Annotated in this window: 15 protein-coding genes; 9 read left to right on the forward strand and 6 right to left on the reverse strand. The window is 65.9% G+C overall.

What is annotated here, in order from left to right:
* The first annotated feature begins 17 nt into the window (after positions 1-17).
* Positions 18-1,052: a class II fructose-bisphosphate aldolase gene (fbaA, locus tag AADZ78_RS03020; protein ID WP_085251390.1), complete on the forward strand. Its 1,035-nt coding sequence runs from the start codon at positions 18-20 to the stop codon at positions 1,050-1,052.
* Between the two features lie 72 nt (positions 1,053-1,124).
* On the opposite strand, the gene AADZ78_RS03025 is transcribed toward fbaA, so the two are convergent.
* On the reverse strand, positions 1,125-1,955 hold the full coding sequence (locus AADZ78_RS03025) for a hypothetical protein (protein ID WP_085251389.1): 831 nt from the start codon (positions 1,953-1,955) through the stop codon (positions 1,125-1,127).
* A 53-nt stretch (positions 1,956-2,008) separates the two neighbouring features.
* Between AADZ78_RS03025 and AADZ78_RS03030 the strand changes: the two genes are divergently transcribed.
* On the forward strand, positions 2,009-2,422 hold the full coding sequence (locus AADZ78_RS03030; RefSeq protein WP_085251388.1) for a DUF3151 domain-containing protein: 414 nt from the start codon (positions 2,009-2,011) through the stop codon (positions 2,420-2,422).
* Between the two features lie 5 nt (positions 2,423-2,427).
* Here AADZ78_RS03030 and AADZ78_RS03035 read toward each other — a convergent pair whose 3' ends face one another.
* From AADZ78_RS03035 to AADZ78_RS03045, 3 genes are read right to left on the reverse strand one after another with little or no spacing between them, the layout of a single operon-like run.
* Positions 2,428-3,327 (reverse strand): cation diffusion facilitator family transporter, encoded by a 900-nt coding sequence (locus AADZ78_RS03035; protein WP_085251387.1) that lies wholly within the window; start codon positions 3,325-3,327, stop codon positions 2,428-2,430.
* A gap of 48 nt (positions 3,328-3,375) precedes the next feature.
* Complete coding sequence (locus AADZ78_RS03040; RefSeq protein WP_085251386.1) at positions 3,376-4,146, reverse strand: site-2 protease family protein; 771 nt, start codon at positions 4,144-4,146, stop codon at positions 3,376-3,378.
* Positions 4,147-4,156: 10 nt separating this feature from the next.
* On the reverse strand, positions 4,157-4,798 hold the full coding sequence (locus tag AADZ78_RS03045) for a peptidase M50 (RefSeq protein ID WP_085251385.1): 642 nt from the start codon (positions 4,796-4,798) through the stop codon (positions 4,157-4,159).
* Positions 4,799-4,886: 88 nt separating this feature from the next.
* Here AADZ78_RS03045 and AADZ78_RS03050 point away from each other — a divergent pair, with 88 nt between their 5' ends.
* Together AADZ78_RS03050 and AADZ78_RS03055 are read left to right on the forward strand one after the other, a co-directional pair.
* The gene (locus AADZ78_RS03050) at positions 4,887-6,209 is read left to right on the forward strand and encodes an adenylosuccinate synthase (protein ID WP_085251384.1); all 1,323 of its coding nucleotides are present in this window, start codon (positions 4,887-4,889) and stop codon (positions 6,207-6,209) included.
* Between the two features lie 14 nt (positions 6,210-6,223).
* Positions 6,224-6,865, forward strand: coding sequence for a PaaI family thioesterase (locus AADZ78_RS03055; RefSeq protein WP_139828819.1), 642 nt, complete (start codon positions 6,224-6,226; stop codon positions 6,863-6,865).
* Between the two features lie 6 nt (positions 6,866-6,871).
* Here AADZ78_RS03055 and AADZ78_RS03060 read toward each other — a convergent pair whose 3' ends face one another.
* Positions 6,872-8,206 (reverse strand): PPE family protein, encoded by a 1,335-nt coding sequence (locus tag AADZ78_RS03060; protein ID WP_085251409.1) that lies wholly within the window; start codon positions 8,204-8,206, stop codon positions 6,872-6,874.
* 220 nt (positions 8,207-8,426) lie between these two features.
* Here AADZ78_RS03060 and purT point away from each other — a divergent pair, with 220 nt between their 5' ends.
* Genes purT through AADZ78_RS03075 form a run of 3 tightly spaced genes read left to right on the forward strand, consistent with a single transcriptional unit; the run spans position 8,427 to position 11,258 of the window.
* Complete coding sequence (gene purT / locus AADZ78_RS03065; protein ID WP_085251382.1) at positions 8,427-9,608, forward strand: formate-dependent phosphoribosylglycinamide formyltransferase; 1,182 nt, start codon at positions 8,427-8,429, stop codon at positions 9,606-9,608.
* The gene (locus AADZ78_RS03070; RefSeq protein ID WP_085251381.1) at positions 9,605-10,021 is read left to right on the forward strand and encodes a rhodanese-like domain-containing protein; all 417 of its coding nucleotides are present in this window, start codon (positions 9,605-9,607) and stop codon (positions 10,019-10,021) included. The genes purT and AADZ78_RS03070 overlap by 4 nt, the downstream gene beginning before the upstream one ends.
* Before the next feature lie 7 nt (positions 10,022-10,028).
* Positions 10,029-11,258, forward strand: a complete 1,230-nt coding sequence (locus AADZ78_RS03075) for an O-succinylhomoserine sulfhydrylase (RefSeq protein ID WP_085251380.1) — start codon at positions 10,029-10,031, stop codon at positions 11,256-11,258.
* On the opposite strand, the gene AADZ78_RS03080 is transcribed toward AADZ78_RS03075, so the two are convergent.
* Complete coding sequence (locus AADZ78_RS03080) at positions 11,255-12,658, reverse strand: NAD(P)/FAD-dependent oxidoreductase (protein ID WP_085251379.1); 1,404 nt, start codon at positions 12,656-12,658, stop codon at positions 11,255-11,257. The two genes, AADZ78_RS03075 and AADZ78_RS03080, sit on opposite strands and share 4 nt — an antisense overlap.
* A gap of 143 nt (positions 12,659-12,801) precedes the next feature.
* Here AADZ78_RS03080 and AADZ78_RS03085 point away from each other — a divergent pair, with 143 nt between their 5' ends.
* Both AADZ78_RS03085 and AADZ78_RS03090 read left to right on the forward strand, forming a co-directional pair.
* On the forward strand, positions 12,802-13,161 hold the full coding sequence (locus AADZ78_RS03085; RefSeq protein WP_204804419.1) for a hypothetical protein: 360 nt from the start codon (positions 12,802-12,804) through the stop codon (positions 13,159-13,161).
* A gap of 105 nt (positions 13,162-13,266) precedes the next feature.
* Positions 13,267-14,271, forward strand: coding sequence for a PPE family protein (locus AADZ78_RS03090; protein WP_085251377.1), 1,005 nt, complete (start codon positions 13,267-13,269; stop codon positions 14,269-14,271).
* The last annotated feature ends 393 nt before the right edge of the window (positions 14,272-14,664 follow it).

Consider the following 14,664-nt stretch of genomic DNA (forward strand, 5'->3'; position numbering starts at 1 on the left):
TGTAGGAGGAGAGTTTCATGCCCATCGCAACACCCGAGGTCTATGCCGAGATGCTGGGACGTGCCAAGGCCAACTCGTACGCCTTTCCGGCCATTAACTGCACTTCCTCAGAAACGATTAACGCCGCCATCAAAGGCTTCGCCGACGCCGGCAGCGACGGCATCATTCAGTTCTCCACCGGTGGTGCCGAATTCGGCTCCGGCCTGGGTGTCAAGGACATGGTGACCGGTGCCGTGGCGCTGGCCGAGTTCACCCACATCATCGCGGCCAGATACCCGATCAACGTCGCGCTGCACACCGACCACTGCCCCAAGGACAAGCTCGACGGCTACGTACGGCCGTTGCTGGCGATCTCGTCGGAGCGAGTTTCAAAGGGCAAGAACCCGCTATTTCAGTCGCACATGTGGGACGGCTCGGCGGTGCCGATCGATGAGAACCTAGTGATCGCGCAGGAACTGCTCAAGGCGGCCGCCGCCGCCATGATCATCCTGGAGATCGAGATCGGTGTGGTCGGTGGCGAAGAGGACGGCGTTGCCAACGAGATCAACGACAAGCTGTACACCACCCCGGATGACTTCGTGAAGACCATTGAAGCATTGGGCGCCGGTGAACACGGCAAGTACCTGCTGGCCGCGACGTTCGGCAACGTGCACGGCGTCTACAAGCCGGGCAACGTCAAGCTGCGCCCCGACATCCTTGCCCAGGGGCAGAAGGTTGCCGCGGCCAAGCTTGGATTGGCCGACGACGCCAAGCCGTTCGACTTCGTCTTCCACGGCGGTTCGGGTTCGGAGAAGTCCGAGATCGAGGAGGCGCTGCGCTACGGCGTCGTGAAGATGAACGTCGACACCGACACCCAGTACGCGTTCACCCGCCCGATCGCCGGTCATATGTTCAGCAACTACGACGGCGTGCTCAAGGTCGACGGTGAAGTGGGTTCGAAGAAGGTCTACGACCCGCGCAGCTACCTCAAGAAGGCTGAAGCCTCGATGACCGAGCGGGTCATCGAGGCCTGCAACGACCTGCATTGCGCTGGTAGGTCACTCGCCAGCTAAGCGCGAGCAGACGCGAAAGCCCCCAATTTCGTGCCGAATTGGGGGCTTTCGCGTCTGCTCGCGCCCGGGCGGCTAGTTGCTGGGGGCTTGGCAGATCTTCCACTGGTCGTCGCGGAACTGCAGGTCCAGGCTGCGTGTCGAGCGGACCTGCGGGTCGAAGGCCATGAACGTGGTGATGTTGGCCTCGGCGTGCTGGCCGTTAACGACGATCTGATCGATGCTGGCGATGACCGGATACTGCTTGGCCGCCGAAACCCGACTATAGGTTTCGGCCCAGGCCTTTTCGTCGTACTCCACATAGCCATCGCGGGTGGTGCCGCAGGTGATGCTGCGCAGTGCGGTCAGGTCGCCGGTCTGGATCGCGATGTCAAAGCTCTGAATGGTGTGACGCACCTGGTCTTCCTGCGAAACCTTCGAATGCTTGGTGCGGGTCAGCAGCACGGTCCCCAGGATGGCGATCGCCGCCAACGCCAAGACGATCACCACGATCGCCAGTACCCAGCCCCACTTGTTTTGCCGGGACGTCGGCGGCTTCATCCCGCTTCGAGGTGGTATCGATTGTGGCACAGCGGTTTTTGGAGGCATTCCGGGCGGCGGGGGTGTTGGCGGACTGCCAGACGCCGGACGGGTTTGGAAGACTTCGGTGGCAGCCTCCGGGGCCGTGGCGATGATCTGGGTCTCTTTTGCGTCGAAGCCCGGCGCGGTGAAGCGGCGTTCGCGCGGCCCCTCCGGATTGACGGGCTCGGGATCTGTCTGCGAATCGGGTTTGCTGATCACTACGGTCTCGGTTTCCGAGTCGGGCGGAATCAGCGGAGCGTCTGTGCCGGGGTCCGTCGTCCGCTCGTCGTCCGGTTCGCCCGTGGATTCGGTGCCGTCGCGGTCGGGCTCGGGTGCGTTAGGCATGAGGCGAGCTTAGCGACCCTGCAGCCGCTGCGCGGAACGGCACAATAGAGCCCATGACGCAGATGGGCGACCTCCTGGGACCTGATCCGATCCTGCTGCCTGGTGACAGCGACGCCGAAGCGGAGCTGCTCGCCAACAAAAGCCCGAGCATCGTCGCCGCCGCGCATCCGGCGGCGTCGGTGGCCTGGGCGGCACTCGCCGAAGAGGCGCTGGCTGAAGACAAGGCCATCACGGCCTACGCGTACGCCCGTACCGGTTATCACCGCGGCCTGGACCAGTTGCGCCGTAATGGCTGGAAGGGATTCGGCCCGGTGCCGTACTCGCACGAGCCGAACCGGGGTTTCTTGCGCTGTGTTGCCGCGCTGGCGCGAGCGGCCGACGCTATCGGCGAGACCGATGAGCTGGGCCGCTGCCTGGATCTGCTCGACGATTGCGACCCGGCAGCTCGCCCAGCTTTGGGTCTTTAGGGGCGCTAGAAAGCTTCCGAACAGTGGGCGTCGCCGGCCGCGGAATCGATCTGCACCGTGGCGTGATCCAGCCCGTGCTCGTGCAGCACCGCACGCGCGTCGCGCAGCACCCGGGCGGAATCGCCGTCACTGGTCAGGTGCGCGGTAACCATGTCCTTGCCCGGCGACAGCGTCCACACATGCAGGTCGTGCACCCCGGTCACGCCCGCGACGGCGCCAAGCGCGGCGCGCAGCTGCGTCACGTTGATGTGGCTCGGCGACGATTCGGAAAGGATCCGCAGCGCGGCGCGGGCCAGCGAGATCGCCCGCGGGAGCACCCAGAGCGCGACCAGCACGGCCACCACCACGTCGGCGTAGGGCCAGTGTGTCGTGATGGTCACCACACCGGCGATCAACACGCCTAAGCTGCCGACGGTATCGGCGACGACTTCCATGTAGGCGCCTTTGACCGCAAGGCTGCCCGCGGCTTGCGAGCGCAGCAAGAGGGCAACCACGAGGTTGGCGGACAGGCCGGCCAGGGCCACCACGACCATCGGCACGCCTGGGATGGACGGCGCATCGCTGAGCCGGTCGATCGCTTCGAAAAGGATGAACACCGAGACCCCGATCAGCAGCACGGCGTTGGCCACCGCGGTGAACACCTCGGCGCGATGCCAGCCGTACGTGCGGTCGGGCGACGAGCTGCCCCGCCTGGCCAGCACGACGGCGGCCAGCCCCATGAACACGGCAACCACGTCGGTGAGAATGTGTCCGGCATCGGCCAGCAGCGCAATCGAATTGATCAGCAACGACGTGGTCAATTCGACGACGAAGAACGTCGCCAGAATCCCCGCGGCAATGATCATCCGCGGAATCGTCCGTGCGGCGTCCGCCTCCGCGGGTGTATGACTGTGCCCAGCGCCCATGGCGAGTAATATATGCGTGCTAACGCATATATTGCAATACCGTAACCGTCAGAACCAGATGCTCCAGAAGCGGGTAAGGGTGCCACCCGCGGCCGCCAGCCAATGCGGAACGCCTGACAGCTCGAACAACGAATACACAACCCCGAAGAACCAGCGGCTAAGCGCCGGCGCCAGAAACAGGAACAGCAGAAAAAAGATGCCGAACTGCTTCGCCGGTGCCAACGCGCGCTGCGTCTCAGGACTCAGATGGGGCTCTAGCGCGTCGTAACCGTCGAGACCCGGGATCGGCAGCAGGTTCAGCACTACCGCGGTGAGCTGAAGGAACCCCAGGAACGCCACGCCCGCCCACAACACCGCGTGCGCCGGGTCGTACCGCAACCGGGTGACAACCAGCAGCAGCACCGCCAGCAGCAGATTGACTGCCGCTCCGGCCAAGCTGACCAGGGTCCGGCGGGTAGCCGACATGAACCACGTGCGCACGTATACGGCGCCGCCGGGCAGTCCTATCCCGCCCAGCGCGATGAACAACATCGGCAGACCGAGCGACAGCATGGGGTGGCTGTAGCGCCGCGGGTCCAGCGTCAGATACCCGCGCAGTGCCACATCGTGGTCGCCGAACCGCCACGCGGTGAACGCATGCCCGAATTCGTGCAGGCACAGCGACACCAGCCAGCCCGCGATCACGAAGATGAACACCCCGGCATAGGCCAGTGGTCGCACGCTCGCGCCGCAGGCCCAGGCCAGCGCGCCCCCCACGGCCGTCAACGCGACCAGGCCCAGAAAGATCGGGCTGGGCCGCACCGATTCACGCACGATCACCGCTCGAAAGCTACCGGACCAACAGCCAGCCCTCGACGTTGCGGTAGAACGTCGATCGGCGCACCGTGCGGGGTGCCGGCACGCCGTCACGCAGCATCGCGGCACCGGTGGTGCCCAGCTGTGCGGCGCGCCCGGAAACCCACCGCCGCCACCGCCTGCCTATCGCGGCACGAAGGCCGGGCAGGGCCAGCGTCGGCTCGATGCACACCCCGGCAACTTCGCCATCGAACAGGACGGTGTCGTCGACCACCGCCTCGCCCCGGATCACGGGCTGCCCATCTGCCGGCAGCCACTGCGCCTGGCCCACGATCACCGACCCGGTTTCGTCGCGGATCAGCGGCACCCGCCCGGCGGTACCACGTCGGGCGCGCCGCGCCGCGCGGCGGCCGGCCGGCAAACGGTAGATCCGGGTCGCCCGAGTGCGCCGGCGCGGCGCATAACCCACCTCAATGTCGAGTCGGTCGGCTCGCATCAGCCTGGTCAGCACCGCGGCCAGGTCCGCGTCGGCGCCGACAACGATCAGCCGCGCGTACCCTCCGATGGCGGCGTCCAGGTCGTCGGGATGGGAAGGCAGGCCGGTCAACGGGCCGGGCAAAGTCGCACCGCCGAACAGCAACACCGCCACACCGGGGGCGTTCTCGCCCGTTTTCATGACACTCCTCGTTAACCGCTGGGTAGGGTAGGTCACCGGCTGGACCACAATAGGCGGAGTAATCCGCGAGAGCAGGTGGGAGCAAGGCATGCCGGCGATCGTCCTCATCGGCGCCCAGTGGGGCGACGAGGGCAAGGGTAAGGCCACCGATCTGCTCGGGGGGCGGGTGCAGTGGGTGGTGCGCTATCAGGGTGGCAACAACGCCGGGCACACCGTCGTCTTGCCTACCGGCGAGAACTTCGCATTGCATCTCATCCCGTCGGGTGTGCTGACGCCCGGGGTGACCAACGTCATCGGCAACGGCGTAGTCGTCGATCCCGGTGTCCTGCTCGACGAGCTGCAGGGTCTGGGGGACCGCGGCGTGGACACCTCCAAGCTGTTGATCTCTGCCGACGCGCACCTGCTGATGCCCTACCACGTCGCCATCGACAAGGTCACCGAGCGCTACATGGGCAGCAAGAAGATCGGCACCACCGGCCGCGGCATCGGGCCTTGCTATCAGGACAAGGTTGCGCGCATGGGAATCCGAGTCGCCGACGTGCTTAACCCGGAACAGCTGACCCATAAGGTGACGGCCGCGCTGGAATTCAAGAACCAAGTGCTGGTCAAGATCTACAACCGCAAGGCGCTGGAACCGGCGCAGGTGGTCGACGCGCTGCTGGAGCAGGCCGAGGGTTTCCGGCACCGCATCGCCGACACCCGCCTGCTCCTCAACGCCGCCCTGGAGGCCGGCGAAACCGTGTTGTTGGAAGGCTCCCAGGGCACCCTGCTCGACGTGGATCACGGCACCTACCCGTACGTGACGTCGTCGAATCCGACGGCGGGCGGGGCAGCCGTCGGCTCCGGCATCGGCCCGACCCGGATCACCACGGTGCTCGGGATCCTCAAGGCATACACCACCCGGGTGGGATCCGGCCCGTTCCCCACCGAGCTGTTTGACGAGCACGGCGAATATCTGTCCAAGACCGGTGGCGAATTCGGTGTCACCACCGGACGGCGCCGACGCTGCGGTTGGTTCGACGCCGTCATCGCGCGCTACGCCACCCGGGTCAACGGCATCACCGACTACTTCCTGACCAAGCTCGACGTGCTGTCCAGCCTGGAAACGGTGCCGGTCTGCGTCGGGTACGAGATCGACGGCAAGCGGACCCACGACATGCCCATGACCCAGAGCGACCTCTGCCGTGCCCAGCCCGTTTACGAGGAGCTGCCGGGCTGGTGGGAGGACATCTCGACGGCACGGGAATTCAACGACCTGCCGGCCAAGGCGCGTGATTATGCTCTGCGGCTGGAAGAGCTTGCCGGAGCACCGGTTTCGTGCATCGGTGTGGGCCCGGGACGGGATCAGACCATCGTGCGCCGCGACGTCCTGCTGGGGGCACCTCCCGCTTGCGGGGGAGCTCGCCCGTGACCCATTACTCTTCGGTGCGCCCAGAGGATCGGCCAGAAGATGAAGATCCTGAATACGAACACCACGGCGGCTTCCCGGAATACGGCCCTGCCAGCCCCGGTGCGGGTTTTGGCCAATTCGTGGCGACCATGCGCCGGTTGCAGGACTTGGCCGTGTCCGCCGATCCCAGCGACGACGTCTGGGACGAAGCGGCCGAGCGCGCCGCCGCGCTGGTCGAGCTGCTCGGCTCGTTTCAGGCCGAAGAAGGCAAGGCGCCCGCGGGGCGAACCCCCGACCTGCCCGGCATGGGCAGCCTGTTGCTGCCGCCGTGGACGTTGACCCGCTACGAGCCCGACGGCGTCGAGATGACGGGATCTTTCAGCAGGTTCCACGTCGGGGGCAACTCCGCGGTGCACGGCGGTGTGCTGCCCCTGCTGTTTGATCACATGTTCGGCATGATTTCGCACGCGGCTGGACGGCCGATCAGCCGGACGGCTTTTCTGCACGTCGATTACCGCAAGATCACACCGATCGATGCACCGTTGGTGATCCGTGGGCGGGTCACCAGCACCGAGGGCCGCAAGGCATTCGTGGCGGCGGAATTGGTCGACAGCGACGCGACGGTGTTGGCCGAAGGCAATGGCCTGATGGTGCGGCTACTGCCCGGACAGCCCTAACGAGCGCTACTGGTTCTGATTCGGGTTCGGCGGCACCACGATGATGGTCGCCCCCGGGATGGCCGCCAGCGTCGCCGCCAGGTTCGCCACCACACCAGGCGGCAAGCCGGGCGGTAGACCCGGAAACTGCGCTGCGGTGGCCGCAGCGGGGACCGCGGGCGTGTTCGCGGCAGGCCGGGTGGCAGCCGCGCCGCCCCCCGATCCGCCCGCCGCCGGGGCGGCCGCTTCGGGCGTCGTCGGGGAGGAGCCGCCCCGCGCCGCAAGACCTGCCAGGCTGGTCCCGGCCAAACCCGCCGCCGCCATCCCGGCGTAGGAGCCGTCCGAGCCGCCCGTCAGGTACATCGGGGTCGCGCCGGGGAACATCGCCGCGACTTGGCGCACCGCCGGCGGCAGATGCCAGCTCTGGGGCACGGATAGCCCGCCGACGTTGGACGAGTAGCCGGACAGCGCGGCGATCGGCGGCTGCATCGGGGTCGTCAGCCTTCCACCGCCTTCGAACGTCCGCTCTTCCCCGGCCGGACCGGGTGTCACTCCCAGTTCCACTTCCTTGTCGTACTCGTCGATGGCGTCGTGGCGATAGACCTCGCCCAGCTGTGCTCCCGATACGGCTAAGGCGCCAGCCGCGACTACCACGGCTGCGAGCACAAGAACGTCAAGATCCTCGAAGGGGTTGGGGAGGTCGCTGAAGGGCGGGGGGAGGAAGGATTGCAGGGTGGGTAGCACGCTCGTTTCGGCGGGTGCGGCCGCGGCCGCGGCAGCGGGTGCGGCAGCGGCCTGAGCCGCCGACGTCGCGGCGTCGCTCGCCGGCTCGACCCCGGTGGTGGTCGCCGGTGGCGGAGCGAACGGCGTTAACTCCGACGCCGCTGCTGAGGTGCCTGCGTAGCTGTCCATGGCGACGATGTCCTGGGCCCACATTTCGCCGTAATCGGCTTCGCTATTCGCGATCGCCGGCGTGTTTTGGCCGAAAATGTTGGTCTGGATCAGCGACATCATGGTGCTGCGGTTGGCCGCGATCGCCGCCGGGGGCACGGTAGCCGCGAAAGCCGCCTCGTAGGCGTTGGCCGCGGTCACCGCTTGGGCTGCGGCTTGCTCGGCTTGGGCGGCCGTGGCCCGCATCCACGCCACGTACGGGGCGGCCGCGGCCGCCATTGATAGCGAAGCGGAACCCTGCCAGTCCACTCCGGTTAGCCCGGAAATCACCAAAGCGTACGAATCAGCCGTTGCGTTCAGTTCGTTGGCTAATCGCTGCCAGGCCGCGGCCGCTTCTATTAGCGGAGCCGAGCCCGGGCCGGAATACATTCTGGCTGAATTGATTTCCGGTGGTAGCTCACCGAAGTCCACGGCAACCCCCGGATGCGCCACTCACTCGTCCCCACCTCCTCATGGGCAAATTACACAGGCACCGATTAGCAGAGTTACATAAAAATCGAAAAAATTAACCCAGACGCGATGTTCTCTTATGACGCCTCGGTGAACGCGCGGGCGCAGGCCGGCGCGCGGCCCTACCGTGCGCCCCTATCCTTGAGCGGCGGGACAACTATTTCAGCGAGAGGGTGAGCTGGTGACTGACGGCTTGACCGAAGGACAGGACGAGCCGACCCCGCCGGACCAGACGATCGACCTTAACGGGCCGCGGGTATTGCTGCTGGGTTCCGGTGATCTCAGTCGGGAGTTGGCGATTGCATTGCAGCGTCTCGGAGCGGAAGTGATTGCCGTCGACGGGTACTCCGGTGCGCCTGCACACCGAGTCGCAGACCAGTCGCTGGTGATTGCGATGACGGATGCCGACGAGCTGGCGGCGGTTTTCGGACGGCTACAGCCGGATTTCGTGGTTACGCTCACCGATGCGGTCTCCGTGGATGGCCTCGAGGCCCTCAGCGACAGCGAACTGGTGCCCAGTGCCCGCAGTGTCCGGCTGACGGCCGATCGGGAGGGTCTGCGCAAGTTGGCCGCCGATCAGCTCGGGCTGCCCACCGCGCCGTTCTGGTTCGTCGGGTCGCTGGCCGAACTCGAGGCGGTGGCCGCCCATGCCGGGTTTCCGTTGCTGGTCAAGCCGGTGTCAGGCGCGGCGGGTCAGGGGCAGTCGGTGGTCGCCAGGCCCGACCAGGTCGAGCGTGCCTGGCGGCATGCGGTTGGCGGCGCGGGCTCGCGGGTGTGGGCCGAGGCGGCGGTCGAGGTCGAGTTTTTGGTCACCATGATTGTTGTGTGCAGCGACGGCCCAGCGGGTCCAGTAATCGAGTTCTGCGCACCCATCGGCCATGCCCGTGCAGATGCCGGTGAGCTGGAATCCTGGCAACCGCAGCAGATGAGCACGGCCGCGATGGATGCGGCCAAGTCGATCGCCGCACGCATCGTCAAGGCACTTGGTGGGCGTGGTGTTTTCAGCGTCGAATTGATGATCAACGGCGACGAGGTCTACTTCGCCGATGTCGCCGCGCACCCGACCGAGAGCACCTGGGTCACCGTGCGCAGCCAGCGGCTTTCGGTGTTCGATCTGCAGGCCCGGGCCATCCTGGGCCTGGCGGTAGACACCATGATGGTGTCGCCGGGTGCCGCCCGCGCAGCGGTGGGCGCAACGCCAAGCGCCGACGCGCTAACCGCTGCTCTTGCTGTGCCGGAAAGTGATGTCCGGGTGGACCACGCCCTCGGAGTGGCGCTTGCGACCGCACCGGACGTGGCGACCGCCCGTGACCGCGCCCGCGACGTCGCGACTCGGCTGAATATGCGAGACTCACGCGGGTGAGCTACGCAGGTGACATTACGCCGCTTGAGGCATGGAAGATGCTCAGCGACAACCCCGAGGCAGTGTTGGTCGACGTGCGCACCGACGCCGAATGGCGCTTTGTCGGTGTGCCCGACTTGTCGAGCCTTGGCCGTGAGGTGGTCTTCATCGAATGGAGCACGTCCGATGGCAAGCACAACGACGACTTTCTCGACGAACTGAAGGACCGGATTTCCGCGGGCCAACAAGAGCGGCCGGTGATTTTCCTGTGTCGCTCGGGTAACCGCTCCATCGGCGCCGCAGAAGTCGCGACGGCGGCGGGCATTGCGCCGTCCTACAACGTGCTGGACGGATTCGAAGGACACCTCAACGCGCAGGGCCACCGCGGCGATGACGGCTGGCGCGCGGTCGGCTTGCCCTGGAAGCAGGGATGAAACAGGGATGAATGACCAGCCGTCGGTCCGCACGCCCAAGGAGCTACCCGACGGCGTCGGCCAGGCCACGATCGGTGTGCGCGGCGGGCTACTGCGTTCCGGCTTCGAAGAGACCGCCGAGGCGATGTATTTGACGTCCGGATACGTCTACCCGTCGGCCGAGGTTGCCGAACAGTCGTTCAGCGGCGAGCTGGACCACTATGTGTACTCGCGCTACGGCAACCCGACGATCACCATGTTCGAGGAACGGCTGCGCCTGATCGAAGGCGCCCCGGCAGCCTTTGCCACCGCCAGCGGCATGGCCGCGGTGTTCACGTCACTGGGCGCCTTGCTGGCCGCCGGCGACCGGTTGGTCGCGGCGCGCAGCCTGTTCGGGTCGTGCTTCGTGGTGTGTAACGAGATCCTGCCGCGTTGGGGGGTAGAAACCGTCTTCGTCGACGGCGACGACCTTTCGCAATGGGAACGGGCGCTGGCCGACCCTTCCAAGCCCACCCGAGCAGTGTTCTTCGAGACACCGTCGAACCCGATGCAGTCGCTGGTGGATATCGCAGCCGTGACCGAACTGGCTCATGCCGCTGGCGCAAAAGTGGTGCTGGACAACGTTTTTGCGACGCCTTTGTTGCAGCAGGGCTTTCCGCTCGGGGTGGACGTGGTGGTGTACTCGGGTACCAAGCACATCGACGGTCAGGGCCGGGTTCTCGGCGGCGCCATTCTGGGAGATAAGGAGTACATCGACGGTCCGGTGCAGAAGCTGATGCGCCACACCGGCCCGGCAATGAGCGCCTTCAATGCCTGGGTCCTGTTGAAAGGCCTTGAGACGCTTGCGGTTCGGGTCGAGTACAGCAATTCCTCGGCGCATCGGATCGCGGAGTTTCTCGAGGGACATCCCGCGGTGCGGTGGGTGCGCTACCCGTATCTGCCGTCGCACCCCCAGTACGACCTGGCCAAGCGTCAGATGTCCGGCGGCGGAACGGTCGTCACCTTTGAGCTCGACGCTGCGGAAAGCACCGCCAAGCAACGGGCCTTCGAGGTGCTGGACAAGTTGCGGCTGATCGACATCTCCAACAACCTTGGCGACGCCAAATCGCTTGTCACGCATCCGGCGACGACGACGCACCGGGCGATGGGTCCGGAGGGTCGCGCCGCGATCGGGCTCGGTGACGGCGTGGTTCGCATTTCCGTCGGGCTCGAAGGTACCGACGACCTGATCGCGGATATCGACCAAGCTCTGCGCTAGCCGGCGGCTTTCCGTTCGGCCGCTTCGGCGCGTTCGGCAGCGGCCAACGCTCCCTCTTCCGCCCGCGCCTGCACAAAGCGCATCGCCAATCTGGCATAGACCATCTGGCTGGTGATGGCCATCTGGCCGCGAGTGCGGCCCAGGAAGGAGATCCCCCAGGAGAACATGGCGGCGATGCGGTTCCGGTGGCCGACCAGGTAATAGAGATGCAGTACCAACCATGCCAACCACGCAATGAAACCCCCGAACTCGAGCTTGCCGACCTGCGCGACGGCGCTGTACCGGGAGATGAGGGCCATGCTGCCTTTGTTGAAGTACTTGAAGGGCTTGCGATTGGCCGGGTCGTCGTGTCCCTTCAGGGCATGTTTGATCACCGTGGTGGCGTAGTGCGCCCCCTGGATCGCGCCCTGCGCCATCCCTGGCACACCGGGCACCGACATCAGATCGCCAACGACAAAGACGTCCGGGTGACCCTTGACGGTGAGGTCGGGTTCTACGATTACCCTTCCGGCACGGTCGGTTTCGGTGCCGTCGGATTGTTCTGCGATCATCTTGCCCAGCGGGTTGGCCGCAACGCCGGCCGCCCATACCTTGCACGCGCAGTCGATCCGGCGTTGGGCGCCGTCCTTCTCCTTGATTGTGATGCCCTTGTAGTCGACGGCCGTCACCATCGCGTTGAGCTGGACCTCGACGTCCATCTTTTCCAGTCGCTTCTGTGCCTTGAGACCCAATTTCGGGCCCATCGGCGGCAACACCTGAGGTGCCGCGTCCAGCAGGATCACCCGGCACTCGCTGGGCGTGATGGTCCGAAATGCGCCAGCCAGCGTGCGCTCCGCGAGTTGGACGATCTCGCCCGCCACTTCGACACCGGTCGGTCCGGCTCCGACCACGACGAAGGTAAGCCGACGTTCCCGCTCGGCATGGTCGGTGGCGACTTCGGCGGCTTCGAATGCGCCCAAGATGCGGCCGCGCAGTTCCAGTGCGTCGTCGATGGTCTTCATGCCCGGGGCGAAGATGGCGAACTCGTCGTTGCCGAAGTACGACTGCTGCGCACCGGCGGCCACGATGAGACTGTCGTACGGAGTCACCGTCTCCATGTCCATCAATTTGGAAGTGACCGTCTTCGTCTGCAGGTCTATCGCGTTGACCTCTCCCAGCAGCACCCGGACATTTTTCTGCTTGCGCAGGATCAGCCTGGTGGTTGGTGCGATATCGCCCTCGGACAAGATCCCGGTGGCGACCTGATACAGCAACGGCTGGAAGAGGTGGGTGGTCGTCTTCGAGATCAGGGTGACGTCCACCTCGGCTCGCTTGAGCGCCCTGGCTGCATTCAGGCCGCCGAATCCGCTTCCGATGATGACGACTTGGTGGCGCCTGCCTTCGCTGGGTGGGGGCGTCATGGTCCTCCTTCAGTCTGGTCGCTGCAGCGCATCTACACCGTACGACTCCACCCAGCTCGGACACCACAAGCGTCCCATTTACAGCATACGGGTAGGGGGTATACCCTGGCAGGGTGCTAGCCGGGCTGTGCAGGGCGCCTCGGTTGCGAACCGTGGTCGCCGCGATCGTCGCGGCGTGGCTGGTCTTCGGTGCGGCTGGCGTGCATTGTGGCATCCCGCGCTTCGATCAGGCTTTGTCAGGCGTTGCGATCGCCGGCGACCAAGCGCATCTGATGGACGGCTCGGCATCGCCATGCCAGGCCAAGTTCGCGACGCCGGCGCTGGCGCCTGCCTCGACCTCGCTGGTGGCGCTCGGGGTGGTGGCGATGGTCGGCATCGTCACCGCTTCGCTCGCACTACCGGGGGCACCAGGCGGACGGAGTCCACCTGTTCGGTGTGGTTTCCCAGTAGGCGGCATTGGCGGCCGAGACCGCCTGTCGCGCTTCTGCCTAGCTCGTCGCTGATTGGTCAGCGCCAGGCCGTCGGCTCTGCTGCCGCGGTCGGTGTCCGCTTGCCCCGTAGTCGATGGCGATGCCACCGATGAGCTAATCCATTGGAGGTCAAAAGAAATGGACTTTGGCGCACTACCGCCCGAGGTCAACTCCGCGAAAATGTATTCCGGACCCGGTATCGGGTCGCTACTGGTCGCTGCGGCGTCCTGGGACGCAATAGCCGACGAACTCTACTCGGCGGCGAGCCGCAGCAACACGATCATCTCGGCGCTGACCGGCCGGGCTTGGCAGGGCCAGGCCTCGATCGCGATGGCGACGGCGGCGGCACGTTACCTGGCGTGGATGAATGCGACTGCGGCACAGGCTCAGCACACTGCGGTCCAAATACGCTCGGCTGCAGGCGCATTCGAAACGGCGTTCGCGGCGACGGTGCCCCCGCCCATGATCGCCGCTAACCGCGCCTTGTTGATGTTGCTGACCGCGACCAACGTACTGGGTGTCAACACTCCCGCGATCGCCACCGTGGAGGCCCACTACAGCGAAATGTGGGCCCAAGATGCCGCAGCCATGTACGGCTACGCCGCCGCCTCGGCGGCGGCAACGGCCCTGCCGGCATTCGCTTCGCCCGCCGAAGTAGCCGACCCGGCGGCACAGCTGACATCGGCTGTGCCGCAAGCATTGCAACTGCTGTCACCTGCCAGCTCGGCGGCCTCGACGATGAGTTCGTCGATGTCGGCGATGTCGTCGGTGAGCTCGGTGGCCAAGACGCTGAGCTCGTCTACCGCTTTGGCGGCGCCCGTTGCCGGCGAAGTCAAGACACTCGGCTCGGCTGCAGGGCTAGGCGGCCCGATATCTGTGGTGTCGGCTGAGGTGGGTAAGGCTACGACCCTGGGGACGTTGTCAGTACCGCAAAGTTGGGCCACGACCGGATCGGCAGCCAGGACGGTCGCCGTCCCGTTGCCGAACACCGGCAGCGTCGCACTCTCAAGCGGTACCGGAAACATGTTGGGCGGTCTACCGATCGCCGGTATGGCCCCGCGCGGCGAGGGCGCTATGACCACCGCGACGACGAGGGCAGGCGTACGTCCCACCGTGATGCCGCGCCCCGAGTTCGCCGGCTGAACCCAAACGCGCTGTGCCCGTTAACCGTTCGGACGGACTTTCCAGGTGTCGGTCGGGTAGCTACATAGCAGGGCGACACCGTCAGGCGACGGTGCGATAAATGCCCCATTACCGTCCGGAACAACGCTACGCAGCTCCGCCACGCACTTCGAGTAGATTTGTCGAACTCCGACCAGCGTCCCGGGATCGACCCAAATACCCGGCCGTCCGGGTCCACCACAAGCCAAGACCATGCCGTTAGCGTCGTAGCCGATGATGAACCGTCCGGTGGTGGGTTAGCAGGGCTGTCTAAGCACCGCATTGTTCTTCATATTGTGGACTGCACCACGCTAATCGCCCGGAGCCCGTCTCCGGACTTCGCGACCATATGCGAGACGTCGGGGATATGTACGT

Origin of the sequence: Mycobacterium riyadhense, from assembly GCF_963853645.1 — a bacterium.
Lineage (GTDB): Bacteria > Actinomycetota > Actinomycetes > Mycobacteriales > Mycobacteriaceae > Mycobacterium > Mycobacterium riyadhense.